Raw genomic sequence first — 23,588 nt, 5'->3', positions numbered from 1 at the left:
CGACGGTCCGATCGGTATCGGACGGGTCACGGCCATTTACCAGATACCCATGGGGGGTATATAGTGACGATGTGGTCGATCACAGCCGTAAGAGTCACGACAAAGGAATGGATGAGTGAAATGGCAAATTACGAAGCAGGCACCGAACTGACCTGTGGTCACGAGGGCTGCGGGTGCCGCGTTCGCATTGAGGTTCCCTGCCACTGCTCAGGTTCGGGTGAGCCGTACCGCTGCACCTGCGGCGACGAGCTGACCCCGGTCAAGTAGTCCACTGAGGCCCGCGTCGAGTGTGCGTCCAGGCCGGCGACACGCCGGGGAAACCAGCCCTGAGTGCACGGTCAAAGCCGTGAACGCACACTCGATGCGGCCGGGCATCAGCGCCCGAACGTACGACCGGCGAGCTCTACCGCCGCCGTCAGCCGCGGCGCGACCGCCGACGCGCTGACCGCGACCCGATAGCCGCCCGCCCTGATGCGCCAGCTTCCCACGCTGCCGTCGTAGCGGGCGAGCAGGCGCGGGTCGGCCTCGATGGTGACGCGGCGGGTGGCCCCCGGCTCGAGTTCGACCCGTTCGAATCCCAGCAACCGCAGGCATTCTCGGTCCGGGGCGGCGGTCAGGTACAACTGCGGGACGTCGGCCCCGGCGCGGTCGCCGACGTTGACGACGCTGAAGCCGGCGGTCACCGTGTCCCCTCCGGTGACCGTCAGATCACGGTATGCAAAGTCGGTGTACGACAACCCATGACCGAAGGCGAACATCGGGGCCTCGCCGGCGGTGGCGAACCAGCGGTAGCCGACATCGGATCCCTCGGCGTAGTCGATCGTGCTCGGCTCCCCCCATGGCAGGCCAAGGCCGGGCAGCTCCGGGCGCGGCGTCTGACTCAGGTCGGCCGGAAAGGTGATCGGCAGCCTGCCCGATGGATTGACCTGGCCGGCAAGGATTTCCGCGATGGCTCGCCCGCCCGACTGCCCCGGATACCAGGCCTGCACGATGGCCTGGACCGAGTCTCGCCAGGGCATGCTCGCCGGGTTGCCGGTTTCGAGCACCACGACGGTGTTGGGGTTGGCGGCCGCAACGGCGGAGATCAACGCGTCCTGCCCCCAGGGCAGCGACAGGTCCGCGATGTCGAAGCCCTCCCCTTCGGCGCGGATTGCGAACACGATGGCGATGTCGGCGCGCCGCGCCGCGGACTCGGCCTCGGCGGGACTGACGCCGGGGTCGAACTCGATTTGGGCACTGGGGAATTGCTTTCGCAGCTCATCCAGCGGGGCGGACGGCAGCAGGTGCAGCTTGCGCAGCCCGGCCTCCAGCCCCGAGCCGCCGATCGGGACGACGGCCGCGTAGCCGCCCGGCGGGACGACGGCGCTCGACCCGTAGCCGGCCGGCACCCCGGCGTGGGCATATCCGCCGATGACGGCGATCCGGGCGGTCGACTCCGGCGCCAGGGGCAGCAGCCCGCGGTTGGTCAACAGCACGATTCCCTGCCGGGCGATCCGCAATGCGATCTCGTTGTGGGCGGCCATGTTCGGCGCGGGCGCGGCTTCGGCCCGGTCGACGCCGACCACGAACATCGACCGCAGGATCCGCCGGACCATGTCCGTGAGGCGTTCGTGGGTCAGCCTGCCGTCGGCATGGGCGGCCCGCAGCGGCTCACCGAATGTCTCCGACCGCCACAGCAGCGCGTCGATCTGCGCCCCGCACTCTTGGTCCAGCCCGGCCAGCGCGCACTCCCAGGACGGCGTGGCCCCCCAGTCGGACATGACCCAGCCCCGGTATCCCCAGGCACCTTTCAGGACCCCGTTGATCAGGACGTCGTTGGCGGCGGCGTAGGTTCCGTTGACCTTATTGTAGGCGGCCATCACGGCACCGGGCCGCGCGCGCTCGATGGCGATCTCGAAGGCCAGCAGGTCGGATTCGCGATGCGCGTCGGGGTCGATGACTGCGTCCAAGAAGTGCCGATTGGTCTCGTTGCAGTTCAACGAGAAGTGCTTGACCGTCGAGATCACACGTTGCCGCTGGATGCCGTCGATCGACTCCGCGGCGATAGTCGCGGTCAAAAGCGGGTCCTCGGAGAGGTATTCGAAGTTGCGTCCGTTGCGCGGGTCGCGCGCGAGGTTCATGGCGCCGGCGAGCTGCACGTTGAACCCGCGGCTGCGGGCCTCCCGGCCGATCACCTCGCCTGCGGCGCGGGCGAGTGCCGGGTCGAAGCCGGCGGCCAGCGCGAGCCCGGCGGGCAGCGCGGTGGCCGTGTCGCCCGGGCGATAGCCGGGGTTGGTCACGCCCAGCCCGGCATCGCTCATCAACAATGCCGGTACGCCCAGCCGCGGTACGCCGGGGACGTAGGCGGCGCTCATCGGAGCGCCCGGCGGGATGCGCTCGTCGCGCACCGGCCACATTTCACCGGCACCCATCACCCCGACCAGCAGCGCGAATCGCTCGTCGTCGGTCATCCGGGCTTCGACCTCGCGTGCTCGGGCGTCGGCGTCGCCGCCGAACGAGCTCACCGCACACCCTCTTTCGCGTACACGACGCGCAGCACGTACCCGAGTTCGGGGCCCATCACCAGCTCCGCGAGCTCGCAGAACGTCCCGACGAACTCCGGGCCGTGTGGGGGCTCGGCCTGGCACAGGTGGTGCGCGACTTCGTGGAGCACCACCAGCTCGCGCAGCGCCCAGTCGGCGGTGTCGCGGTCGGGGACCGCGATAAAGCCTGCGCCATCACGAAATTCGTAGTGGGCCGCGGTGGCGGCCCGTCGCGGGCGCACCCGCAGCGGCGGGACGGAGGGCCACCGCCGGCGCACCGCCGGCAACGCAAGCACCTGGTCAACATAGCGCTGGGCGGCGGAGACCGAGCCGAATCGTCCCTCCGGCGGCAGCGTGAGCTGCGCGCCGAAGAAGTCCACGGCGCGCGACCCGTGTTCGGCGGCACGATCGAACAGCGTCCGGACGAACTCCTCGGCCGCGTACACCTTGGCCCGCTGGGAGTCCCGCTTCGCGGACTGCCGCGGGCTCACCGGCCCAGCGGGGTGCGCGCTCCGGGCAGTTCGGGGCTGTTGCCCAGCCGCGCCCGCCGACCGGCGCGGTCGCCGGCGCGCCGCGCCGCCGAGGAATAGCCGGCCGTCGCCCGGCTCACCTGATAGGTGCCGCGCGCCTTCGACGCATTCCGGTAATAATCGTGCAGCTCGACATCCTTGTCCCGCAACGCAATAGCGGTGCCCGGCGGTCGCCTGCGGTCCTTGGTGGCCTCGCGCCGGGCCTCGTCGCGCGCCTCCGCCAGGCGCTGGCCCACCCGCGCCCCGAAGGCCAGCTGGAAGTTCAGCCGCGCGGTGATGGTCGGCGTGGGCCGGTGCGCACCCGACGCGAGGTAGGCGTCCGACGCCCTCACCATCTGGACGACCAGGCTGGCGTACAACGCGTGCGTAGCGTCGATGTCCTCGGCGAACCCGTAGGCGTAAACGAACGTCGAATTCGACGCCACATCACAGCGCACGTCGTTGGCCAAGGCGATCAACACGAACAGCTGCACATACGTCCGCAATCCCTTGGTGCCCGCGTTTCCGATGGTGATGGTGCGCTGGATTGGTGCCTGCGCCGGCGAGCGGTCGGCGGCGTGCGAGCGCGCCACCGCCAAGTCGATCGAGGCCGCCGTCGCCAACCGCTGCGCGGCGCTCATGAAGGCGTCCGCCTCGTGCGAGTTGTCGGTGCCTTCGGCCTGACGCAACAGTGCGGCGATGCGGGCCAGCATTTTGTCGTCGGTCATATGCGCCGCTCTCCCCCTCGTCGCTTCGCGGCAGGGGGTACCCCCACCCCATCACTTCTTTCCGCATCGTCGCCGGCGCGGGTCATATGCGCCAAACTACGGGAGCGATCCGACACTTTCGGCTCAGAGCCGCGCGGTGATCCACGAGACCACGTCGCCAAGCACCTGGTCGCGCTCCGGCTCGTTGAAGACCTCGTGGTAAAGCCCCGGGTAGACCTTCAGTTGCACGTCGGTGGAGCCCACGCACTCGACCAGGCGCCGGCTGCCGGCGACGGGGATCAGACGGTCGTCGGAGCCGTGCACCACCAGCAGCGGCGCCGTCAGCGCCGGCGCCCGCTCCGGCATCGTCTCGCCGACCTGCAACAGGGCCCGACCGATGCCGGCCGGGACCTTGCCGTGGTACACCAGCGGATCGTTCTTGTAGGCCTTCACCACCGCCGGGTCCCGGGAGATGGCGTCGACGTCGAGCTCCTGGACCGGCAGGCCGGGCACCAGGGCGCCGAGCACGCGGGCGGCCAGCACCATCAGCGGCGACACCTGATCCTGCGCCGCCACGGCCGGCCCCGACAGCACCATCAGGTCGTAGTTGTCGGGGCGTTCCACGCCGTAGGCGAACACGATGGCGCCGCCCATGCTGTGCCCGAGCACGATGCACTTGAGGCCGGGATGCTCGCGGGTGGCGATCCGGACCAGGCTGTCGAAGTCCGCGGTGTACTCGGAGATGTCCCGCACCAGCACCCGCTTGCCGCCCGAGCGGCCGTGCCCGCGGTGGTCCAGCGCGTACGTGACCAGGCCCGCCGCGCCGAAACGCTGCGCGACGTGGTCGTACCGGCGGGCATATTCGCCGAGACCATGCGACAGGACGACCACCGCGCGTGCCGGGGTGTCGGGTGTCCAGACGTCGTAAACGATGCGCACGCCACCGAATCCGTCGAAGTTCCGTTCGGCTCGGTTCACTGCACGGTCCTAGTCATTACGGGCAGCGTAATGGCTCCCGGTGCAGGTCGCCCTGCCAGACACTGTCGTAGGCTCATGCACGTGGGGCTGCTTGCGCAAAACACCGCGAACTCCGACCTCGACCCGGCGGTCGGCGGCAATTTCTCGGCGCGTGCCGAGCCGTACCGCCGTGAGCTGCTCGCCCACTGCTACCGGATGACCGGGTCGTTGCACGACGCAGAGGATCTGGTTCAGGAAACGTTGCTGCGGGCGTGGAAGGCCTACGACCGCTTCGAGGGCAAGTCCTCGATGCGGACGTGGCTGCATCGCATCGCCACCAACACCTGCCTGAGCGCCCTGGAAGGGCGGCAACGCCGACCGCTGCCGACCGGCCTGGGCGGCCCGAGCGCCGACCCGACCGCCGAGCTGCAGGAGCGCCGCGAGGTGCCCTGGCTCGAGCCACTCCCGGACCTGACGAACGACCCAGCCGACCCGTCGGTCATAGTCGGGTCACGCGAGTCGGTCCGGTTGGCGTTTGTCGCCGCGCTGCAACATCTTTCACCACGACAGCGGGCGGTGCTGCTGCTGCGTGACGTGCTGCAGTGGAAGTCCGCCGAGGTCGCCGCGGCGATCGGCACGACCACGACCGCCGTCAACAGCCTGCTGCAGCGGGCCCGGTCCCAGCTGGACGCCGTCGGGCCCAGCGCCGGCGACCGGTTGGCGGCACCGGATTCGGCCGAGACGCAGGACCTGCTCGATCGCTACATCGCCGCCTTCGAGACCTACGACATCGACCGCCTGGTGGAGCTGTTCACCGCCGAGGCGATCTGGGAGATGCCGCCCTACACCGGCTGGTATCAGGGTGCGCGGGACATCGTCACCCTCATTCATCAGCAATGCCCCGCCGAGTCACCCGGCGACATGCGCCTCTTGCCGCTGGTCGCCAACGGCCAACCCGGCGCCGCGATGTACATGCGCGCCGGGGAGCGGCACGTCCCCTTCCAGTTGCACGTGCTGGACGTGCGCGGCGACCGGGTGTCACATGTGGTCGCGTTCCTCGACGAGAAGTTGTTCGCGAAGTTCGGGCTGCCCGATTCGCTATGACCGACCCGCTCGACATCACACCCGCGCCCGGTCGGCCCCTGCTGCTGTTGGGCGCTTTCGACCTCGCCGACGTGGGCTACCGCGCCGAGGAGTTCTTCGTCTCGGGGACGGCCACGTCCTACGCCCCAGCGGCGGAGCTGGAGTCCGACGGGCGGTGGAGCGTAACGCCCTCCGCGACAGCGGATTACACCACCCGCTTGGTGGTGCTGACACCCGCGGATCCGGCGCTGTTCAACGGGACGGTGCTGGTCGAATGGCTCAACGTCAGCGGCGGCCTCGACGCGCCGGCGGTGTGGATGATGGCGCACCGGGAGATCATTCGCGCGGGCTACGCGTACGTCGCCGTCTCGGCCCAGCGGGTCGGGATCGACGGTGGCGCGAGTCTGCTCGGGGTCGACATGTCGCTGAAAAGCCAGGACCCGACGCGCTATGCGCCGCTGCACCATCCGGGTGACGCCTTCTCCTACGACATCTTTTCTCAAGTCGGCGGGCTCATCAAAAGCTCCCGCGCCACAGTGATTTTGGGCGACCTGCGGGCCCGGCACGTCATTGCGTTGGGCGAGTCGCAGTCGGCGATGTTTCTCACCACCTACGTCAACGCGGTCGACCCGCTGGCCGCGACATACGACGGCTTCTTCGTCCATTCGAGGTTCGGACCCGCCGCACCACTCGACGGAAGCTCCATCTTCGACGAAACCGGCGCACCCCAGGCCGTCGCGTTCCGGCCGGACCTGCGGGTGCCGTTGCTGACGATCATCACCGAGACCGATCTTTTCGGTGGCGCACGGGAAGGCTATTACTTCGCCAGGCAACCCGACAACCGATGGCTGCGGGTCTGGGAGATTCCCGGCGCCGCGCACGCCGACAACTACACCATCCAGGTAGCGCCGATCGACAGCGGCTCGGCACCGCTCACGCACCTCGTCGCCGCCTACGCTCCGACCAACGTGCTCTTGGGACAACGTTTTTCGCATTACATCAACTTCGCCCCGCAGCACCACTACGTGGTACAGGCGGCGCTCGCCGCGCTGAACACCTGGGTGGGCACCGGTGCGCCGGCGCCCAGCGCGGCGCCCATGCAGGTGCGCGATGCCTATGGACCGCAACCCGTTCCGGACGCTAACGGACTGGCGCAGGGCGGCATCAGAACGCCGTGGGTGGACGTGCCGGTCGCGCGAACCTGCGGACTCGGCGGCGACGAGGGCGTCATGGCCGGGCTCTTCGGCTCTGGGGAACTCTTCGACGCCGGCACGTTGCGCCGGCTCTACCCAGGGGGAATGACGCAGTACCTGGAACGCTTCACCGCCGCCCTCGATGCGTCGATCAGCAGCGGGTTCATCCTCGCGGCTGACCGGGCCGAGATCCTCGAGCTCGCCGCCGCCACCTATCCCGGCGACCGGCCCTAGAACAGGCGGCTGTCCGGCGGCGGTCCCGCCACCGGGCGGACCAAGCCGGCCCCGGTGATCAGCGGTAGGTCCAGCGCCGAGAGCAGCCCGGGTGGGGCCGCGCACACCGCGGGGATGGCGTTGACCATCCGCGAGGCGCCGGCGATGCGTGCACCCAGGTCGTGGTCGTGGTCTTCGGCCATCTCGAATTCGCACCGCATGCTTGGGGATCCCTCGATCTCCACCCGATACAGGCCGCGCCCGGAGGCGGCCCCATAGCCGAGGTCCTTCGGCGGGATCGAGATGTTCGGCTGCGGCCAGTCCGGCGCGACGTCGTCGCGCATCCGGGTCACGTGGTCGAGGATGAAAGTTGGCTTGCCGCCGACGTATCCGGTCAACGTGGAGCGCATGGCCGCGATGGTCCCGGCGGCGATGTGGCCGGTGGGTGTGTCGAAGGACTCGGTGGCGGGAATGCGTTCGTTGCTTTCCTCGATGTTGTCGATCTTGACCCCCAGGCCGGCGGCGAGCTGGTGCAGGACGGGCCCCCAGCCGAAGGCGAACATCCCGGGCTGGGCCGCAAACGCCTGGTACTCCGGCGGCTTGCCGAACCCGAGGATCTCGTACACCGCCGCCCGGTCCGGATACGTGGCGTAGTTGAACATCTCCGTCATGCGCACCGAGTCGATCGACCGCGAAACCCCGGTAAGCAGCAGCGGCAGAACGTCATTGGCGAACCCGGAGTCGATGCCGGTGGTGAAGAACGACGCACCGCCGTCGCGCGCGGCCGCCCGCAGCGGGTCGGTGAAAGCGGCGTCAACCCCGTCGGGAAAGACCAGCGGCACCACCGAACAGGACACCACGTTCTTACCGGCCCGCAGGATCGAGACCATGTCCCCGACGGCCTCCAGCGGTCGCAGGTTGGCGCCGGCGGCGTACACCACCGCCTCGGCCTCGCCGGCGAGCAGCTCCGCCGGGTCCTGGGTGGCCACCACCCCGACCGGCCCGGTCCCGCACAGCTCGCCCGCGTCGCGACCCGCCTTGGCATCGCTGTGCACGACGAGATCGACCAGCTGCAACTCCGGGTGGTCGATCACGCCGCGCAGCGCGATCACCCCCATGGAACCCGGCCCCCACACTCCCACCTTGATCATGACGGATTGTCTCCTAATATTAGGACGATTATCCTTGTATTTTGGACGGATAGTAGGGAGGTGCGCATCGGTACGTCAACCGCCAAATCGCCGCCCACCGGCCGTGTGATGGATGTGCTTGCCGCGCTTGCGGATTCCCCGCGGGGGCTGGCGTCGGCTGAGCTGGCGAAGCGTTGCGCGATCAGCACCTCCACCTGCGCCCTGGTGCTGGCCGAGCTGGAGGGGCGAGCCTGGGTGGCCCGGCGCGAAGATCGCCGGTACGTGCTCGGCAGCGGCCTGTTCGGGCTGGTGCACGGGCTGCGTGAGCAATTCCCGTTGCTGGACCGCGGCCGCGAGGCGCTGCGGTTCCTGCACGAGGCGCTCGGCGCCGGCTGCTCGATGTCGAGAATCGGCGGCCGCCACCTGACCACCGTCGACGCGGTCGGCCATGGCACCGACGGCGGGCAGGCGGTCGGCCAGCGCTTCCCCATCGACCCGCCGTTCGGCCTGGTCGCGATGGCCTGGCGCGAGGACGACTTGGTCAACGCCTGGCTGCAAAGAGTGCTGCCGCGGCTGACCCGATCGGAAATCGCGGAACACCAGCGGGTGCTCGCCGCTATCCGCGCCCGTGGCTACGGCGCATGGCGCTTCGACGACACCCATCAGTCGCTGCACAACCGGCTGGCGGATGTGCTCGCGTCCCTGGAGCCGACGACCCAGGTCACCCGCCAGCTCACCACCCTGATGACGATGGTGACGCTGCAATCGATCACCGATACCCTCGAAACCGATTTGGCGGCAGCCGAATTCGTGGTCCTGCCGATTTTCGGGCCGGACGCCCAGCCCGAATACCAGATCGAGATCCACTTGGGCCGCGCCGCCAGGCTGACCCTGCCCGAGCTCGACGCCGCCCTCCGGCATGCCCAGGGGCTGCTCACCGCGACGGTGGCCTGACCGCTCCGCCGATTAGGCTGACGACATGGCAGCCCACGTGGAAGTCCGTCGCGCGGACACGCGGGCCGTCACCACCACACCCTGGCTGACCTCCCGACACTCGTTCTCGTTCGGCGACCACTACGACCCGGACAACACCCACCACGGACTACTCCTGGTGAACAACGACGACATCGTCGCGCCCGGAACCGGATTCGACACGCATCCGCACCGGGACATGGAGATCGTGACCTGGGTCTTGCAGGGTCAACTGGCACATCAGGACTCCATCGGCAACCGCGGCGTCATCTATCCGGGCCTGGCCCAGCGCATGTCAGCGGGCAGCGGAATCCTGCATTCGGAGAAGAACGATTCATCCACGGAGCCAGTGCATTTCGTGCAGATGTGGGTGGTGCCCGACGAGGCCGGCATCGCCCCGGGGTATCAACAGCACGAGATCGACGCGAAGCTGTTGGACGGCACACTCGTGACGATCGCCTCCGGCATCCCCGGGCGAGACGGTGCGATCGCCCTGCACAACCGCAATGCCGCGCTGCACGCCGGGCGGTTGCGGACCGGCGACCAGGTGAGCCTCCCCAAAGCGCCCTACCTGCACCTATACACGGCCCGGGGCGCGGTCACCTGCGAAGGCGTGGGCGACCTGCAGGAGGGTGACGCCGTTCGGTTCGCCGACTGCGCCGGCCGACGAGTGACGGCGAACGAGCCATCGGAACTACTGGTCTGGGAGATGCACGCGAAGCTCGGCGACTAAGCCCATAGAGTGGGCGTGACAGACAGGAGCCGGCATGTCTCAATCGCGACCGCAACACGCGGCGCCCAACCCCAACCGGAACATCAAGGCGGTCCGGACCGTACGGTTCTGGGCGGCGCCGCTCGTCATCACGCTGGCGCTGATGTCGGCGTTGTGCGCGCTGTACCTGGGCGGCATCTTGAACCCGATGACCAACCTGCGGCACTTCCCCATCGCCGTGGTGAACGAGGATGCCGGGCCGGGGGGCGCGGAGTTGACCGGCCGGTTGGTGAAAGGGCTGGACAAGAACAAGTTCGACGTCCGCGTGCTCACCCGTGACGCAGCCAGGCATCAACTGGAGACGGGTCACGTGTACGGTTCGGTGCTGATACCGCCGAGCTTCTCGTCGAAGCTTCGGGACCTGGGGACGAGTGCGGTGATGCCCGGTCCTGCGGAACGGCCCGTGATCACGATTTCGACCAATCCGCGGGCAGGCACGCTCGGCGCCAGCATCGCCGGCCAGACCCTGAACATGGCGATGGGCGTGGCCAATGGCGAAGTGGGCGAACGACTTCTGGCTCAGGTCAAGGCGCAGACGGGCGGCGCCCCGCTCGCCGGGGCCGCCGAAGAGGGCCTTTCCTCTCCGATCGAGATCGAGTCGACTGTGTACAACCCGCTGCCCGACGGCACCGGCAACGGGCTGTCGGCCTTCTATTACGCGCTCTTGCTACTGCTGGCGGGGTTCACCGGCAGCATCGTGGTCAGCACGCTGGTCGATGCGTTACTCGGTTACGTACCGGCCGAATTCGGCCCGGTGTATCGCTTCGCCGAGCAGGTCAGAATTTCGCGCTTCCAGACCCTGCTGCTCAAGTGGGCGATCATGGTGCTGCTGGGGTTGCTCACCTCGGCCGTTTACGTGACCATCGCCCACGGGCTCGGCATGCCCATCGACCTCGGCTGGCAACTCTGGGCGTACGGGGTGTTCGCGATCGCCGCGGTGGGCATCACCTCCAGCTCGCTGCTCTCGGTGCTGGGCACGGGCGGCCTGCTGGTCAGCATGCTCATCTTCGTGATCCTCGGGTTGCCGTCGGCCGGCGCCACGGTCCCGCTGGAGGCGACGCCGCCCTTCTTCCGCTGGCTGGCCGAATTCGAGCCCATGCATCAGGTCTTCCTGGGCGCTCGGTCGCTGCTGTACTTCAAGGGCCATGCGGATACCGGGATATCGCAGGCGCTGATCATGACCTCGATCGGCCTCGTGATCGGCCTGCTGCTCGGCGGCGTCATCACCCACCTGTACGACCGCAAGGGGTACCACAGGATCCCCGGGGCGGTCGAGACGGCGATCGCCATGGAGCACCAGGCCCAACACCAGGCGCGCCAGGGCAAGCGCGAGCGGACGATCGCCACTGAGCCCGAAAGCTCAAGCGAGGAAACGTAATTCGAACGCCGCCCAAGCGTCATCCGCCTGTTATTTAGATTGACAGTGTTACGGATGTGGCTGATGATGTTGATGTTGCATCCAGATCAGGGCGGAAAGGGCGATCGTGCTGACCCGACGCGCCGGCTTGCGCCGGCTGGTTTCCGGCTGCACCGCCGCGGTTGCGTGGGTCGCCCTGGCGTGCACGACGGGACAGCCGCTCGCGCACGCCGCCGACGGCCGCGATCTGCTGGCGAACGCCATCAACACCACCAAGGGTTCCTACCTGGTCTATAACTTCGGCCCCGGTCACCCCGCGCCGATGCTCAACGCCGGCGGTAGCTGGTATGAGATGAACAACGGCGGCCACCTGATGATCATCAAGAACGCGGCGGGACGGCTCTCGCCCCACCTGCTGGTCGACACCCATCGGGGCGATCAGGCCCGCTGCGAGAACAATCCGGGGGCCCGCACCGGCGAGGGGCTCTGGCAGGCATCGGAACTCTATGCGCCACTGCAGGCGTGGCAGCGGATGGGCCAACCGACGATCGCGATCAACGCGAACTTCTTCGACGTGCGCGGGCAGAAGGCAGGCTCGTGGCGCCAGAGCGGCTGCAGCTCACCGCTGGGCGCCTTCGTGGACAACACCCACGGCCAGGGCCGAGCCAACCAGGCCGTCACCGGTACCGTCGCCTACCCCGGCAAGCAGGGCCTGTCCGGCGGCGGCGAAAACTGGAGCGCCCTGACGACGATGATCCTGCCGTCTAGCGGTGCGCCGTATGTGGTGTGGCCCAAAACCAAGAGCGACTACGATTCCGCGACTCCGGTGGTCGAGGATCTGCTGAACAAGAACGAGCGGTTCGTGGCGGTATCCGGTATCGGGCTGTTGGCGCCCGGCCAGACCGGGCAGCTGCACGACAGTGGACCGAGCGCCGCGCGAACGGCTCTGGCGTACTCGAGGCAGAAGGACGAGATGTACGTCTTCGAGGGCGGCAGCTACACGCCGGACAACATGCAAGACCTGTTCCGCGGACTGGGCAGCGACAACGCCGTGCTGCTCGACGGGGGCGGGTCGTCGGCCATCGTGTTGCGCCGCGACACCGGCGGCATGTGGGCCGGCGCGGGCTCGCCGCGGGGAAACTGCGACACCCGGCAGGTGCTCTGCGATTCGCACGAGCGGGCGCTGCCCAGCTGGCTGGCGTTCAACTAGCCCGGCCCAAGCGGAATATCAAGAGGCTGGCCGCCACCACCGCCGCCGTGACGGCGAACACGGGTGCGACGACGAATCGTGACATCGTCGCACCCAGGAACGCGCCGGCACACATCGTCAACACGACGCCCAGACGCAACGTTTGCCGGTCGCCCGTGCCGCCGGCCAGGCGGCTGTCCAGACCGAGGCTGACGATCGTCGACGTCAGCACCGTGGTGGACAGCTCCTGGATGCCGAACTGGCGGGCGCTCGAGTGCTGCAGACCGAACGTGACCGCGAGGATGCCGATCATGATCAGCTTGGTGTTGTCGTGATACCGCAGGGCCCCGGTGCCCGCCAGCACCGCCAACGCCACCAAAAGGGTGATCTCCGTTGACAATACGGTCGTGATCCACCGTAACGTCTGGTCGGCGAAGTGCCGGGATATCCGGCCGCTGAGGATCGTGGTGCACACGAACGTGGGCAGCGCGACCACGACCGCCGTCAGGTCGATGCTCGTCCTGGGCGCCAGCCAAAAACCCAGGAAGATAACGTTTCCCGTCATGTTGGCGACGAACACGTGGCCGAGCACCAGGATGCTGATCGAGTCCGCCAGGCCCGTGGCGAAGGTCAACAGCAACAAAGCCGCGACGGTCGATCGCTCCGACACCGGCGAGGTAACGGCCATGGGTCGCAGCAGACCGCGTTAAACGTGCGGCGTCAAATCCAGCGACGTGATCGTCGTCATCCTGGTCACCAGCCAGCGGCTCTTCGCACGCTTCAGGAACAGCCGGTAGGACAGGTACTTCAGCGACGGCACGTTCTTCGTCAGCGGGCTGGTGGACGTGGTGTTGGTGTACACGATGACAACGGCATTGGCATCGTCGATCGTCTCGACCGCCGCGCCGGTGACATCGGTGTGGTTGGTGATCTTGGCCTGCTTGTTGGGGGCCACGATGGCGTCGACGAACTTACGGTATTGCGCCTCGAAATCCCCACTGAGGTAGCGAGACGCGCGGTCGGCGAGGGTGTCCATGTTCTCCGGCGTGTACGTCCACAAGGTGGTGATCGCGTCGGCAGCGGTCCGCGCCACTTTGAGTTTCGTCGCCGCGGCGGCCCGATCGCTCAGATACGGCTGCACCGCCGCGCCGGCGAACGCCGCCGAACCGACGAACAGCAACGCGGCCACGACGACGGTGATGGCCAGCCGCTTGCCGGCGAGCCATTTGCGTCGTTTGCGACCGCCGGCTTGCGCCTTCGCCGGCTCGGCGTCACCGCTTTCGGTCGTGGATTCCGCTGCGGCAGAGGAGTCTTCGTCGACGTCCGCCGGCTCGGCGCGCTCCTCGGGCGCCGGCTCCTCTGCGGCGGCGCTCCCGTGGGCGGTTAGATCACCTGCTGCAGGTTGCTGATCTTCCACTGGCTTCCTTCCTGCGTCGCGGTCGCCGTCCACCGATTGGCGTTTTCCCAAACTTGTTTACCGTCTGGCGATTTCGAGCTGACCGAGGTGGCCACGATGATGGTGGCGCTGCCGTCGTCGTTCCATCGCTCCACCCCCGCGTCCAGGACGGTGCCGGTGGCCGGTTCGGCCCGGGCCACCTGCAGCAAGATCTCGTTCGCCTTGTCGCGGTACTCCTTGGCGAAGTCGCCGGTCGCCTGGGCGAGTACCCGCATCACGTAGTCGTTGGCATGGAATGGATCGATGGAGGTGAACTGCGTCATGAAGCCGGTCACGTAGCTGAGCACCTCGCGATTCTTCGACGCGGCGCGCTCGCGGCTTTGATGGTTGATGAGCATCAGGGTGCACACCGTGATCGCGGCCGTCATGACGAGCGCGGCGAGGGCGGTGGCCAACGGCAGGCCCCACGGGCGCCCCGGCGGCACCGGGTGCGCGACCAGCAGCGGCTCCTCACCCGGCTGAAACTTGCGGCGGGGGCTCATTTTCCGTTCCCGGGCGGTTTGGGCTTGGTGAGCACCGTGAGATCGTCGACGAGCCAACGGCCGCCGCCGGCTTTGACGAAAGTCACCCGAACGGTGGCGGAGATGTAGCGTTCATCGGGTGCCGCGCCGCGCCGCCCCTGCATGAACATCAGCATCGTCGCCCGATCGGGCGACGCGGACTGGATCGCGTGGTCGGTCACCCAGTACTCGTTGATGACCGGGTTGCCCTTCTGCACCATGTCCTGCTGGTCGGCCAGCTGCTTCCGGTATTTGTCGGTCGCCAGCGACAGGGCGCGATTGAAATCGTCGTGCAACGATTTCGGGTCGTAGGTCAACATCTGCGCGACGATCTTCGGGCCCTGCGTGTCAAGCTGCGCGCGCGTTTGGTCGGTGGCCCGATCCCGTGAGAACACCGCCGCATAGCTCATCACCGCACCCGCGAGGCAAAGTCCCGCCGCGCCCAGCACCACCACCGTCGTCCACCGCCGCACGTCGAACGCCGGCTCGGCCGATTCCCGCCGCCGCACTTCGGTGCGCAGCAGCATGTCGGCGAAGGTGCGGCGTCCCGAATCCCACAGCGGCCAAAGCCATCCCACCACCGATACGGTGTCGAGCAGGTGCGCCAGGTCCCGCAGCAACAGCCCCCACGGCCCGATGGGTTCACCGTTGCGACGCACCACCCCGATGCCAAACAGAGCCCGTCCCACACTCCAGCCGGTGACTGTCGGCAGCAGCAGCCGGTTCACCAACACGAGCAGGACGACGACCCCGATGACCGCGATGCACAGCCACCACCACACGCCGCCGGCCGGAACGGTGAAACCGGCCAGCGCCATCGTCGCCACCACCGCAGTACCGGGAAGGACGTCGACGGCGAGCGCGCCGGCACGAACATGCCACGGCGCCAACGCCTTCCGCGGGGACTCCTGGACGGCCGCGGCCGGTGGTTTCTCGACCACCACCGTCACTTCGTCACCTGGTCGAGCTTGGCTATCTTGTATTGCCCTTCGGCCTGGGCCATCTTCACGCGAAGGCGGTACCCGGTTTCGTTCTGTGTCTGGTCGTTAGCGACCTTGACGCGGACCGCGACGAGCACCTCGACCGAACCATCGGGGTTGTTGCGTTCGACCGCCGCCCGCATGTCGGACACCTGGACGTGAACGTTGGCGGCCTGATACGCCTGGACGAGCATGCTGGTGTAGAGCAGGGCTTGCGAGCGGAATGCGTCGGTGCCGCAGTCGATGATCTTCTGCTCACTCGCCGCCATCGCGTTGGTGTCGGGTGCCTGGGTCGCCGAAACGCAGTCGACGGCCGCCTTGAGCGCAGCGGCGTCGTTGCGGTCTATCGCCTGGCTTTCGTGGTGGTAGCGCAACGCGAAATATCCACCGGCGCCGACGCCCGCGGCGCAGAGCACGAGCACCGCCGCGATGCCGGCCAACCAGCCGCGGCCCAACCGCGACGGACCGCGTGCGGCGACCGCCCCGGGCTCGGCCTCGGATTCCGGCGGCTCGTCGGCGGCGGTCTCGGGACCGGCCTCCTCGGTGGCAGCCTCGGGTTCAGCCGCGGCTGCCTCGCCGGCCGACGGCTCCTCGGCCGTCTCCGCTTCGTCGATCGAGCCCGTCCCGTCGGCGATGGTCGCTTCGGTGGCGTCCTCGGGTTCGGCCGAATCCTCGGCCGTCACGTCGGGATTGGTCGGGTCGGCGGCGATCGCCGGGTCCTGGTTCTTCGGACGCCGTCTGCGCAGACGACGAAACTTCGGCATGGGTGGGGGGTTCAGCCGGCTGGCGCCAGCATCTCCTTCCATCCGTCGTCTCCTGTTCTGGCCGAGTTCTCGACGGAGTACTTAACTCCGTCTGGCCCTACCAGTTGACCGCTTTGGGGACTATAGACCGCCACGGGAGGTCCACCGGGGGTATAGACACACGGGTTGGGCTGCTGGCCGTTGCACTGCACGGTACCCGACCCCGGCCGCGACAAGGGGTCGCTGGTCGGCGGAGGCGTCCCCGACACCCGGTCCGAGGGTGCCGGGTTCAGGCCGGTGTCGATCGACGGCGCCGGGATCACCTGACCAGGTTTCACCGGCTGGTCACAGCGGGCCGAGGGCGCCGGGCAGGTCACGATCTGGTTGGGGTCGCCGTACCAGGGGTTGGTCCCGGCCGGGACGTACGGGTGCGGGTCGCGGCATTCCCGGGGGGTGGCCGCCCGCTTCCCCTCGATGTCGGTACAAGGGATGTTGCGCGATCCGCGCACGCTGTTGGCCGGGGTGTCCATCGGAATCTTGCAGTACGTGCCCGACGGCAACGGCTGCAGGCTGGTGTCAGCCGGGGACCGCCACTCCGATGCCGGGATGAAGCCGGTCAGACACGGCGGCGGCTGGTTGATCGACAACGCCAGGTCCAGTGCCGCCATGTTGGGGAACGGCGCGGCCACCGTCTGGGCGATCGACGCGCCCTGCGGCAGGAACACCAGGACCTGTTCCAGGCCGGTGTGGTAGCGCTTGAGCAGGTCGAACACCACCTCGAGGTTCGCCAGCGTCTGCGGCAGCGAATCCCGCACGTCGTTGAACACCTCGTTGACCTGATCGGCCGTCGGCGCCGCCTGGCGCAGCACGCTTTTCACGTGCTGGTCTTCCTGCGCGGACTGCGCGCCCAATTTGTTCAGGTTGCGCGCCCAGCGTTCGATGGCATCGCCCGACTTGACCTGGCTGTCCAGCACCCCGCCCGAGTTTTGAATGATGTCGTTCACGTCGGTGATGTTGGTCTTGAAATCGCCGACGATCGCCTGCGTGGAGTCGACCAGTCGCTGTAGGGCGGGACCCAGCCCACCCACGGATTGCGCTGTCTCATCCAGCAGTTGGGCAATCTTGTCCTTGGGCAGCACGGCGAGCCCGCGGTTGGCCGTATCCAACGCCGGCCCGATCTCGGCGGGCACCGTGCCCTTCGTGATCGTCTGACCGTCCGACAAGAACTTGCCCGGGTTCCCGGTCGACTCCAGGTCCAGGTACTGCTCACCGACGGCCGACACCGAGTGCACGTTGGCCGTCGCGTCGGTCGGGATCTTGTAGCGGCTGTCGATGCTCATCGTCGCGTTGGCGCCCCGCTCGGTCGGCTCCACGTCGGTGACCTTGCCGATGGTGATGCCGCGATACGTGACGTTCGCCGTCGGATACAGACCGCCCGACGCGGGCAGGTCGGCCTTCAGCGTGTACCGCCCAATGCCCACCAGGCTCGGGATCTGCAGGTAATACACCCCGAGCACGAGCAGCGAGATGACCGTCAGGATTCCGAACGCGATCAACTGGCGTCTGATGAAAGGAGTCAGCAATTCCTGTCCCCCCTTTCCACCAGTGGCCCACCGGGCGCGTCATTCGGGTTCGGCGTGTAGCGGACGTCGGGGATCATCGTCTCGGGATCACGCCCGAACGACTGCTCGAGCGCTCGCAGGGCCCCCGACAATCCGGTGCCGGTGAGGAACGCGTTGTCGACGGAACTGTAGGTCACGTCGAGCGTCAGCGAAATGTTGATGTAGTCACCGCGGAAGATCTTCGGCACGGTGTCGATGTCGAAGGGCTGCGTCAGGATCAGCTTCAGCGCGCCGATCAGATACGGCGAGCCCTTGCCCAGCTCTTTGAGCGGACACTGCAGCGCCTGCAGGTCGGTGTGCAGCGGCCCGCGGGCTTCCGACAGGTACTGGTCGGCGGCCTGGCTGAGTCGTCCCACCGAGTCGACGGCGTTGATCAGCAGGTTCTTGGTGTCGGCGAAATGCTTGATCAGCGGCGGGATGTCGGTGAGCACCCGATCGAGGACGTCGGCCCGGGCACCCACGTAGGTGAGCAGCCGGTTGGTCGAGTCGATCGCGTGGGTGATGTCATCGCGCTGCTGGTTGAGCTGGTCGGTGAAGGTGTCCAGCTTGCCGAGGAACGACCGGATCGCCTCGCCCCGCCCGTTGAAGATGTTGTAGACCTCGTTCTGCAGCACCTCCAGGTTGGGGATGCCGCCGCCGCGCAGGATCAGCGAGAGGCTGGCCAGGGTCTGCTCGGTGGTGGGATACGACGAGGAATTCTTCAGCGGAATGGTGTCGCCGCTCTTGAGCAGTTCCTGCGACGGGTTCGGCGGTGAGGCTAGCTCGACGTGCTGGGAACCCAGCAGCGAGGTCTGGCCGATCTTGGCGATGGCGTTCTTGGGCAGCTTGGTGTTCTTGTCGACACCCAGCGTCAGGGTGGCGATCCAATTCTTCAACTGGATGGACTTGATCGACCCGACGAAGACGTCGGCGACCATCACCTTGCTGTTGCCGTTGATCGCCAGGGTGTCCGGCACCTGCACGTAGATCGTCATGGCGCCCGAGCCGCTGCCCGGGCCACCGGGCATCGCGACGTTGGAGATCCCGCGCCAGCCGCACGAGCTCAGCACCAGCGCGGCCACCAGCAGGACCATCGCCTGCCAGGCCCGGCGGCGAACCAGACTCATTGCGCCCCTCACTGGCCGTCGGTTCGGCTTGCTCCTCGCGCCTACCGCGCTCGTCCCGCGCCTCAGTGGCCGTCGGTTCGGCTTGCTCCTCGCGCCTACCGCGCTCGTCTCGCGCCTCACTGGCCACCCCCGAAGTCAGTCGGCACCGCCGGCCCACCGGCGTTCGGGGCGGGCGCCGCGACCGGCGCCGGCGTCGGGGCCACCGGACCCGGGGCCACGCCCGGTCCGGGCGGCGGCGGCTGGATGGGCACCGGCGCGTTCAGGCCGATGGGCGGCACGATCGGGTTTTCGTCGTATGCGTTCGGCGGCCCCGGCGGCGTCTGCAGGTTCGACTGGACGGGCGCGATGTTGGGGCCTCCCATGAGCTCGGCCAGCGAGTCCGGGGTCATCAAACCCGCGGTGATCGGCCCGACCTGCTGGCCTTGCATCCCGGGCGCGACGATCCAGCCGGGCTGGGTGTTGCGGTGCGACGTCGGGGTGTCCGGGACCCAGATGCCGGGCACGGTGGTGTCCTTGTATCCGTTGGGCGGGTGCAGCCGATCTTCCGAGTAGGCGACTTCCTTGGGCAGGGTCTCGGCGGTGCTGAACAGGTTCACGCCGAACGGCAGGTAGTTGAACTTGATCGCATCGAGGATCGGCGCCAGGTATTGCGCGCACAGCTCGGCCGACTCCTGATACCCGAGCCGGCTACCCGCCTGGATCGAGCTGCAGATGAACTGCATCGGGTTGGCGAAGTTCGTGATCGCCGGGATGGCGACCACCGACCCGTGCGACGGGTGATAGATCTGGTTGATGTTCGCCGCGGCCGTCGGGAGGACGTGCAGCGCGGTCTCCAGCCCGTTCAGCGGGTCCGGCTGCAGGATCGTGTTCGTCACCGTCGCCAGGTTGTTGATGTCGTAGGTCAGCACCTCGCGGTTCTTGTTCAGGAACGGGCGCACGGTGGACAGCAGACCGTCGAACTGCTCGATCGCGTTCGAAAGGTCGTGGTCGTTGTGCGCGAGCCGCGTGGTGAAGTCCGCCAGGTTCTCGTTCAGCGCGACGAACTGCTGGTCGTCCTTGTGCAGCGCGTTGACGAAGAGCGCCAGGCTCTTCACCACCGCGAAGAAGTCGCCGCGCCCCTCGTTCAACGCGGTCAACGCCTGCGACAGGTTGCTCAGCGTCGTGTTGAATTCCTTGCCCTTGCCGGCCAACCCGTTGGCATAGGACTCGATGACCTCACCGAACGGGCCCGTCGGCTGCTCGGGGGTGGGGCCCAGCTTGGAGATGATGTTCGTGATGCTGTTGCGCAGCTGGTCCCACTCCACCGGAACCTGCGTGCGCTCCTCGGGGATCACGGCGTTGTCGGCCAGCACCGGCCCACCCTTGTAGGCCGGTTCCAACTGGATGGCCCGCGACGCCACCAGCGTCGGGTTCAGGATCACCGCGTTGGCGTTGGCGGGAACCCGGTACTTGTTCTCGTAGTGGAAGGTGACCTTCATCTTGTCGCCGGCGGGCTCGATCTTGTCGATCGCGCCGACCCGCAATCCCATGATCTGGACCTTGTCCCCCGGGTAGAGCGCGTTGGCCGCCGGGAAGTAGGCCACCACCGTGTTGTTGGTCAGCTTCTCGTAGAGCCGCCAGCCGACGAACCCGACGACCAGGGCCAGCACGATCACCAGCGACCCGAGGATGACGGTCGCCCGGGTCAGCTTCGGTAGCCGGATGTTTCGGATATCAAAGGCGGTGCTCAATTCTGGCTACCTCCCCCGGCAGCGCCGCTGCCTCCCGATCCGCCCGGGTTGATGAAGGGTGCCGGCAGTTGCTCGCCGGGTCCGGGTGGCGCCGCCGGTCCCGGCGGGAACCCGGGCGCGAACGTCGACGGCGGCGGCGTCGGTCCGGCCGGCGCCAGGTTCTCGGTGCGCGCGCCCGGCGGTGCCTGCGGCGGCAGCGGCACGGGCGTCCCCGGGACGTCCGGGACAGGGTCGCCCGGCCGGCCGGCGATCGGGATGCCCGGGGTCGGCGGCAGACCGTTCGGGTTCGGTGGCGAGGTCAGCACGTCGACCGGCGCCGGGAAGCCCGGGCCGCCGAACGGTCCGATGCCCCCACCGGCGCACGGCAGCGGATTCCACGGCCGCGGCAGGCCCTCGTCGCCGACGGTGACGTTGCCGCCGGGGTTGGCCGGGGTGTAGGAGCATGGCGATCCCGGCGGGACGGCCGGCCCCGGGTGCTCCGGCGTGCCCTCCAGCACCGGGGGTGCCGGTGGCGGTGCCCCGTTGGGGAATCGGGTGCCGTTGGGGTCGGGCCACCGGAATTCGGGCAGTCCGGCGCTGCGCCAGAAGTTCTCCGGGTCGATGCCGCGCTTCTTGAAGGCGGCGTCGACCCACGGCTGGATGATCTGGTACAGCGCGAGGTTGTGCAGGACCACCTTGAAGAACGGTCCCGACGCGATGGCCTCGTTCAGCGACGGCAGGAACTTGCCGACCTCGGTGAGCCCCGCAGCGACGTCGTCCTTGCGCTCCTTCAAGATGTCGCTGACGGTGCGCAGCTGTTCGAGCACGTGGTTGAGGTTCGGGTTGTCGTTGATGAAGCCCTTGACCTGTTCGGAGAAGGCGGCGACGTTCGCCAACAACGCATTGATGGCCTGGCCGCGTTCGTTGAAGGCGGCCAGCAACGTCTTCGTGTTGACCAGCAGGCGATCGACCTGCTCGCTACGGTCACCGAGGACGCTGGCCACCTGGTTGGCCTGGGCGAGCAGGTGCTTGACCTGCTCGTCGCGCTTTCCGATCGTGTCGGAGAACTTGGCGACGCCGTCGAGCGCCGCGCTCAGGTGCGGATAGGTCTGGTCGATGGTCTGCGACAGCACGTGCAGCGATTCCTTGACCGTGTCGATGTTCCAGCCCTGGGCCGCCTTGGTGACGTCGAAGAACGCGTCGTAGATCTGGTAGGGCGTCGTGCTCTGACCAATCGGTAACGAGTCTCCGGGCCTCAGTTGCTGATTGCCTCGGGCCTCGACGTCCAGGATCTTCTTCCCGAGGATGGTGTCGGTCTTGATCGCCAGCCGGCTCTCGGTGCCGATGGTTGCGGTGCCGAGATTGAATTTGACCAGGATGTGGTCGCCCTCGATATTGAGCGCCTCGACCTTGCCGACGTCCACGCCGGCGATTCGCACCTTGTCACCGACACCGATACCCCCGGTATCGGTGAATTGGCCGTAGTAGTGCGGTTTGGCCATCAGCATCGGCACGCTCGTGAAGCTTTGACCGACGCCGATGACGAGCAGCGTCACGATGATGCCCATCAGCCCGATGCGAACCCGGTTGGCCGGTTCCAGTGTTCTCATTGCGGCGTGCACCTACCCGTCGGCTGCTGGAAAAGCCGGACCGTGCGGACCGGGCCGCCGGCCTGCAACCCGTTGATCTTCAGCGTGATGTCGCAGGCGTAGAAGTTCACGAAGTCGCCGTAGGAGCCGATGGCGCGCCCGATCATGTTCAACGCCGTGGGCACCTTCTTGAGGAAGTCGTTCAGCTGATCGCGCTGGTCTATGAGCGGCTGCTGGACCGCATCCAGATAGTTGAGGGTGTTGTGCAGCAGCCCGCGGTCCTCCGCGAGCAGGTCGGCGACCGTCCCGGCCGCGTTGCTGATGTGCGCGGTGCCGCCGGCCAGCTGGTCACCGTGGTCCTTCAGTCCGGTGATGAGGACCTCGAGGTTGTTGACCGTCTGGTCGAACTGCTGTCGGTGGCGAACCGTGGTGTCCAGCACGATGTTCAGGTTCTTGATGACCTCGCCGATCGCCTGGTCCCGCTCACCCAGCTGGTTGGTCAGCTGCGCGGTCTGGTCGAGGATGTCGTTGATGGTGCCGCCCTGACCCTGGAACACGGTGATCAGAGACGTCGCGATGGTGTTCACCTTCTGCGGGTCCAGCGCCCGGAACAGCGGTTTGAAACCACCGATCAGGGCGTCGAGGTCGAGCGCCGGCGAGGTCCGCGACGTTGGGATGAAGCCGCCGGGCGGCAGGACCTTCTCGGCGCCCTCACCTTCGCCGCGCTTGAGCTCCAGGTAGCGGTTACCGATCAGGTCGAGGTACCGGATCTGCGCGGTCGTCGACTGGTACAGCGGCACCGAGCGGTCGATGTTGAACTCGACCCGCGCCCGCTTGCCGCCGTCGATAACCTTCACGGCACTGACCTTGCCGATCTCGACGCCGGAGGCGCGGACGAATTGGCCGGCCCGCAGCCCGCTGACGTTGGTGAAGTCCGCCGAGTAGCCGTTCGTCCGGTCAAACCGCATCTGGCCGAATACGACGACGATCATCACAGTGAAGACCAGCAGCACGAACGAGAAGATGCTGAGCCTGACGATGGTTCCGGTGATTTTCATGGGTTGATCGTGTTATCCCCTACTTGGCGGCCCCAGACGTATTCGATGGCGTATGGGGATCCGGTGTCGAGGTGGTTGTACGGCGCGAGGCTGTTGCCGCTGTCTATCACCAATTCGGGTGCGGGCCACAGGTCGTGGGTGATCTGCTGCCAGCAACCGGGGGCGCCCCCCGGGCCGCCGCGCGCGTTCACCCGCGGCAGGTTTTCCGGGTAGGTGTACGG

The 23,588-nt window shown here is 67.7% G+C and carries 21 protein-coding genes and 2 pseudogenes; 7 read left to right on the top strand and 16 right to left on the bottom strand.

Going from position 1 to position 23,588, the window contains the following annotated elements; all coding sequences use genetic code 11:
• Positions 1-111: 111 nt before the first annotated feature.
• Positions 112-267 carry a metallothionein MymT gene (gene mymT / locus A5781_RS25025; RefSeq protein ID WP_082939337.1) on the top strand — a complete coding sequence of 52 codons (156 nt, stop codon included), beginning with the start codon at positions 112-114 and terminating at the stop codon, positions 265-267.
• Positions 268-374: 107 nt separating this feature from the next.
• On the opposite strand, the gene A5781_RS13765 is transcribed toward mymT, so the two are convergent.
• The 4 genes from A5781_RS13765 to A5781_RS13750 form a co-directional block, all read right to left on the bottom strand.
• The gene (locus A5781_RS13765; RefSeq protein ID WP_067206679.1) at positions 375-2,450 is read right to left on the bottom strand and encodes a beta-glucosidase; all 2,076 of its coding nucleotides are present in this window, start codon (positions 2,448-2,450) and stop codon (positions 375-377) included.
• A 50-nt stretch (positions 2,451-2,500) separates the two neighbouring features.
• Positions 2,501-3,013: a TIGR04338 family metallohydrolase gene (locus tag A5781_RS13760; protein WP_067206652.1), complete on the bottom strand. Its 513-nt coding sequence runs from the start codon at positions 3,011-3,013 to the stop codon at positions 2,501-2,503.
• Complete coding sequence (locus A5781_RS13755; RefSeq protein ID WP_067206649.1) at positions 3,010-3,759, bottom strand: DUF2786 domain-containing protein; 750 nt, start codon at positions 3,757-3,759, stop codon at positions 3,010-3,012. The genes A5781_RS13760 and A5781_RS13755 overlap by 4 nt, the downstream gene beginning before the upstream one ends.
• A gap of 123 nt (positions 3,760-3,882) precedes the next feature.
• Entirely contained in the window at positions 3,883-4,677 is a 795-nt protein-coding gene (locus A5781_RS13750) for an alpha/beta hydrolase (RefSeq protein ID WP_231990707.1), read from the bottom strand.
• Between A5781_RS13750 and A5781_RS13745 the strand changes: the two are divergent.
• Both A5781_RS13745 and A5781_RS13740 read left to right on the top strand, forming a co-directional pair.
• Positions 4,670-5,799, top strand: a pseudogene (locus A5781_RS13745) (sigma-70 family RNA polymerase sigma factor). The gene A5781_RS13750 and the pseudogene A5781_RS13745 overlap by 8 nt on opposite strands.
• Positions 5,796-7,205 (top strand): alpha/beta hydrolase domain-containing protein, encoded by a 1,410-nt coding sequence (locus A5781_RS13740; RefSeq protein WP_067206640.1) that lies wholly within the window; start codon positions 5,796-5,798, stop codon positions 7,203-7,205. Before A5781_RS13745 ends, A5781_RS13740 begins: the two are co-directional and overlap by 4 nt.
• On the opposite strand, the gene A5781_RS13735 is transcribed toward A5781_RS13740, so the two are convergent.
• Positions 7,202-8,335, bottom strand: a complete 1,134-nt coding sequence (locus A5781_RS13735; RefSeq protein ID WP_082939336.1) for a dihydrodipicolinate reductase — start codon at positions 8,333-8,335, stop codon at positions 7,202-7,204. The two genes, A5781_RS13740 and A5781_RS13735, sit on opposite strands and share 4 nt — an antisense overlap.
• A gap of 108 nt (positions 8,336-8,443) precedes the next feature.
• Here A5781_RS13735 and A5781_RS13730 point away from each other — a divergent pair, with 108 nt between their 5' ends.
• From A5781_RS13730 to A5781_RS13715, 4 genes are all read left to right on the top strand, one after another.
• Positions 8,444-9,268, top strand: a complete 825-nt coding sequence (locus A5781_RS13730; RefSeq protein WP_067206673.1) for a MarR family transcriptional regulator — start codon at positions 8,444-8,446, stop codon at positions 9,266-9,268.
• A gap of 25 nt (positions 9,269-9,293) precedes the next feature.
• On the top strand, positions 9,294-10,019 hold the full coding sequence (locus tag A5781_RS13725; RefSeq protein ID WP_067206637.1) for a pirin-like bicupin family protein: 726 nt from the start codon (positions 9,294-9,296) through the stop codon (positions 10,017-10,019).
• A gap of 34 nt (positions 10,020-10,053) precedes the next feature.
• Positions 10,054-11,436, top strand: coding sequence for a YhgE/Pip domain-containing protein (locus tag A5781_RS13720; RefSeq protein WP_067206633.1), 1,383 nt, complete (start codon positions 10,054-10,056; stop codon positions 11,434-11,436).
• A 79-nt stretch (positions 11,437-11,515) separates the two neighbouring features.
• The gene (locus A5781_RS13715) at positions 11,516-12,625 is read left to right on the top strand and encodes a phosphodiester glycosidase family protein (protein WP_156624628.1); all 1,110 of its coding nucleotides are present in this window, start codon (positions 11,516-11,518) and stop codon (positions 12,623-12,625) included.
• On the opposite strand, the gene A5781_RS13710 is transcribed toward A5781_RS13715, so the two are convergent.
• The 11 genes and pseudogenes from A5781_RS13710 to A5781_RS13660 form a co-directional block, all read right to left on the bottom strand.
• Entirely contained in the window at positions 12,618-13,292 is a 675-nt protein-coding gene (locus tag A5781_RS13710) for a YoaK family protein (protein WP_067206626.1), read from the bottom strand. The genes A5781_RS13715 and A5781_RS13710 overlap by 8 nt on opposite strands.
• 18 nt (positions 13,293-13,310) lie before the next feature.
• Positions 13,311-14,021 (bottom strand): mammalian cell entry protein, encoded by a 711-nt coding sequence (locus A5781_RS13705; protein WP_067206623.1) that lies wholly within the window; start codon positions 14,019-14,021, stop codon positions 13,311-13,313.
• Positions 13,988-14,542 carry a mammalian cell entry protein gene (locus A5781_RS13700; protein ID WP_067206620.1) on the bottom strand — a complete coding sequence of 185 codons (555 nt, stop codon included), beginning with the start codon at positions 14,540-14,542 and terminating at the stop codon, positions 13,988-13,990. The genes A5781_RS13705 and A5781_RS13700 overlap by 34 nt, the downstream gene beginning before the upstream one ends.
• On the bottom strand, positions 14,539-15,510 hold the full coding sequence (locus A5781_RS13695) for an RDD family protein (RefSeq protein WP_067206617.1): 972 nt from the start codon (positions 15,508-15,510) through the stop codon (positions 14,539-14,541). The genes A5781_RS13700 and A5781_RS13695 overlap by 4 nt, the downstream gene beginning before the upstream one ends.
• Positions 15,507-16,346 carry an Mce protein gene (locus A5781_RS13690; RefSeq protein ID WP_067206614.1) on the bottom strand — a complete coding sequence of 280 codons (840 nt, stop codon included), beginning with the start codon at positions 16,344-16,346 and terminating at the stop codon, positions 15,507-15,509. The genes A5781_RS13695 and A5781_RS13690 overlap by 4 nt, the downstream gene beginning before the upstream one ends.
• Positions 16,316-17,866 carry a virulence factor Mce family protein gene (locus A5781_RS13685; RefSeq protein WP_067206610.1) on the bottom strand — a complete coding sequence of 517 codons (1,551 nt, stop codon included), beginning with the start codon at positions 17,864-17,866 and terminating at the stop codon, positions 16,316-16,318. Before A5781_RS13685 ends, A5781_RS13690 begins: the two co-directional genes overlap by 31 nt.
• Positions 17,860-19,011: a virulence factor Mce family protein gene (locus A5781_RS13680; protein ID WP_067206607.1), complete on the bottom strand. Its 1,152-nt coding sequence runs from the start codon at positions 19,009-19,011 to the stop codon at positions 17,860-17,862. Before A5781_RS13680 ends, A5781_RS13685 begins: the two co-directional genes overlap by 7 nt.
• Positions 19,012-19,127: 116 nt before the next feature.
• The gene (locus A5781_RS13675; RefSeq protein ID WP_067206603.1) at positions 19,128-20,741 is read right to left on the bottom strand and encodes a virulence factor Mce family protein; all 1,614 of its coding nucleotides are present in this window, start codon (positions 20,739-20,741) and stop codon (positions 19,128-19,130) included.
• On the bottom strand, positions 20,738-22,330 hold the full coding sequence (locus tag A5781_RS13670; RefSeq protein WP_067206600.1) for a virulence factor Mce family protein: 1,593 nt from the start codon (positions 22,328-22,330) through the stop codon (positions 20,738-20,740). The genes A5781_RS13675 and A5781_RS13670 overlap by 4 nt, the downstream gene beginning before the upstream one ends.
• The gene (locus tag A5781_RS13665) at positions 22,327-23,367 is read right to left on the bottom strand and encodes a virulence factor Mce family protein (RefSeq protein WP_067206597.1); all 1,041 of its coding nucleotides are present in this window, start codon (positions 23,365-23,367) and stop codon (positions 22,327-22,329) included. The genes A5781_RS13670 and A5781_RS13665 overlap by 4 nt, the downstream gene beginning before the upstream one ends.
• Positions 23,364-23,588 (bottom strand): annotated as a pseudogene (locus A5781_RS13660) (MCE family protein); the annotation flags it as partial. The gene A5781_RS13665 and the pseudogene A5781_RS13660, both read right to left, overlap by 4 nt.

Source organism: Mycobacterium sp. 852002-30065_SCH5024008, from assembly GCF_001665645.1.
Classification (GTDB): domain Bacteria; phylum Actinomycetota; class Actinomycetes; order Mycobacteriales; family Mycobacteriaceae; genus Mycobacterium; species Mycobacterium paraffinicum.
The sequence above is the reverse complement of the archived record's forward strand: the minus strand, read 5'-3'. Positions and strand labels throughout refer to the sequence as shown.